General features: G+C 68.6%; 2 protein-coding genes. Both read right to left on the bottom strand.

All coding sequences use genetic code 11. The features are described from left to right. Positions 1–736, bottom strand: a 736-nt coding sequence (locus AB0I23_RS41525) for a DDE-type integrase/transposase/recombinase (RefSeq protein WP_359118460.1), incomplete at its 3' end; no start/stop codon positions are given. Beyond that, entirely contained in the window at positions 733–1,179 is a 447-nt protein-coding gene (locus AB0I23_RS41530; RefSeq protein ID WP_359118462.1) for a transposase, read from the bottom strand. The genes AB0I23_RS41530 and AB0I23_RS41525, both read right to left, overlap by 4 nt. Positions 1,180–1,236 lie beyond the last annotated feature (57 nt).

Below are 1,236 nucleotides of genomic sequence, written 5' to 3' on the forward strand. Positions count from 1 at the left end.
CGGGGAAGACCGGGCAGTACTTCAAGGTCTTGAAGTTTGCTTCCGAGTACGGATTGTCGTTGGACACGCGTGGCCGCGAGTGCGAGCGGACGATGTTCAGGTCAACCAGCAACTGGGCGACTGGCTTGGAGGTCATCGAGGTACCCCGGTCGGCGTGGACCACGTCCGGGACGACGCCGCCGTTGGCGCGGAAGGCGTCTTCGATGAACTCCTTGGCCAGTGCGGCGGATTCGCGCGGCACCACGAGCCAGTGGACCGCTTTGCGGGAGTAGATGTCGAGCATCACGAACAGGTCGTAGTACATCCCGCGGTCCGGGCCCTTGAGCTTGGTGGCATCCCAGGTCCACACCTGGCTCGGGCCGTTGGCCACCAGCTCGGGCCTGGCCCGGGGCGGGTGGGTGGCCTGCGCGCGGCGCTCGCGGACCTCACCGTGCTCGCGCAGCAGCCGGTACATCGTGGAGATCGAGCACAGGTAGGTTCCCTCGTCCAGCAGGGTGGCCCAGATCTGCGCCGGCGACTTGTCCACGAACCGCTGCGAGCGCAGCGCACTCAGCACCCGTGCCTGTTCCAGCTCGGACAGGGCCGCCGGGTGCGCTGCCGGCGCCCGGCGCGGCCCGGCCACGCGGGGCTTGGGGTGGCGCTGCCGGTAGACGGTGGCCCGCGAGCGGCCGGTCAGCTCGCAGGCCGGCTTGATCCCGACGACCGGCTCCAGGGCGGCGAACGCCTCGGTGATCACTTCGTCCGCTTGGGCTCGGAGTCCTCGCTCCCGGAGAGCAGTTCCAAGAGCTCGTGTGCTTTTCCCAGGATGGCCAGCGCCCTCTGGGACTTGGCCAGCTCGGCGGTCAGCTTCTCGTTCTCTGCCCGCAGCCGCTCGGCCTCCTTCTCGGCTGCGCTCTTGCCCGTCGGTCCGGACGGCTTGGCGGTCAGCGCATCCAGCGCGCCGGCGTCCCGGGCGGTCCGCCAGTCGATGATGTGCGAGTGGTACAGCCCCTCCCGGCGCAGCAGCGCGCCCTTCGCGCCCGGTTCGGTCAGCCGCTCGTACTCCTCCACGATCCGAAGCTTGTACTCCGGGGTGAAGGACCGCCGCTTCGGCCCGCCCGCGCGGGGACCGCGCTTCTTCTTGCCCACGACCTCATCATCGGCCACACCGGCCTCAAGGTCGGCACTGCTCAGCGTCACGTTCGAAAGATCCTGTTCTCGCCCTGCTAACAACAGAAGACTCGATTGTCCTCATGT

Source organism: Streptomyces atratus, from assembly GCF_040655115.1.
GTDB lineage: Bacteria > Actinomycetota > Actinomycetes > Streptomycetales > Streptomycetaceae > Streptomyces > Streptomyces atratus_D.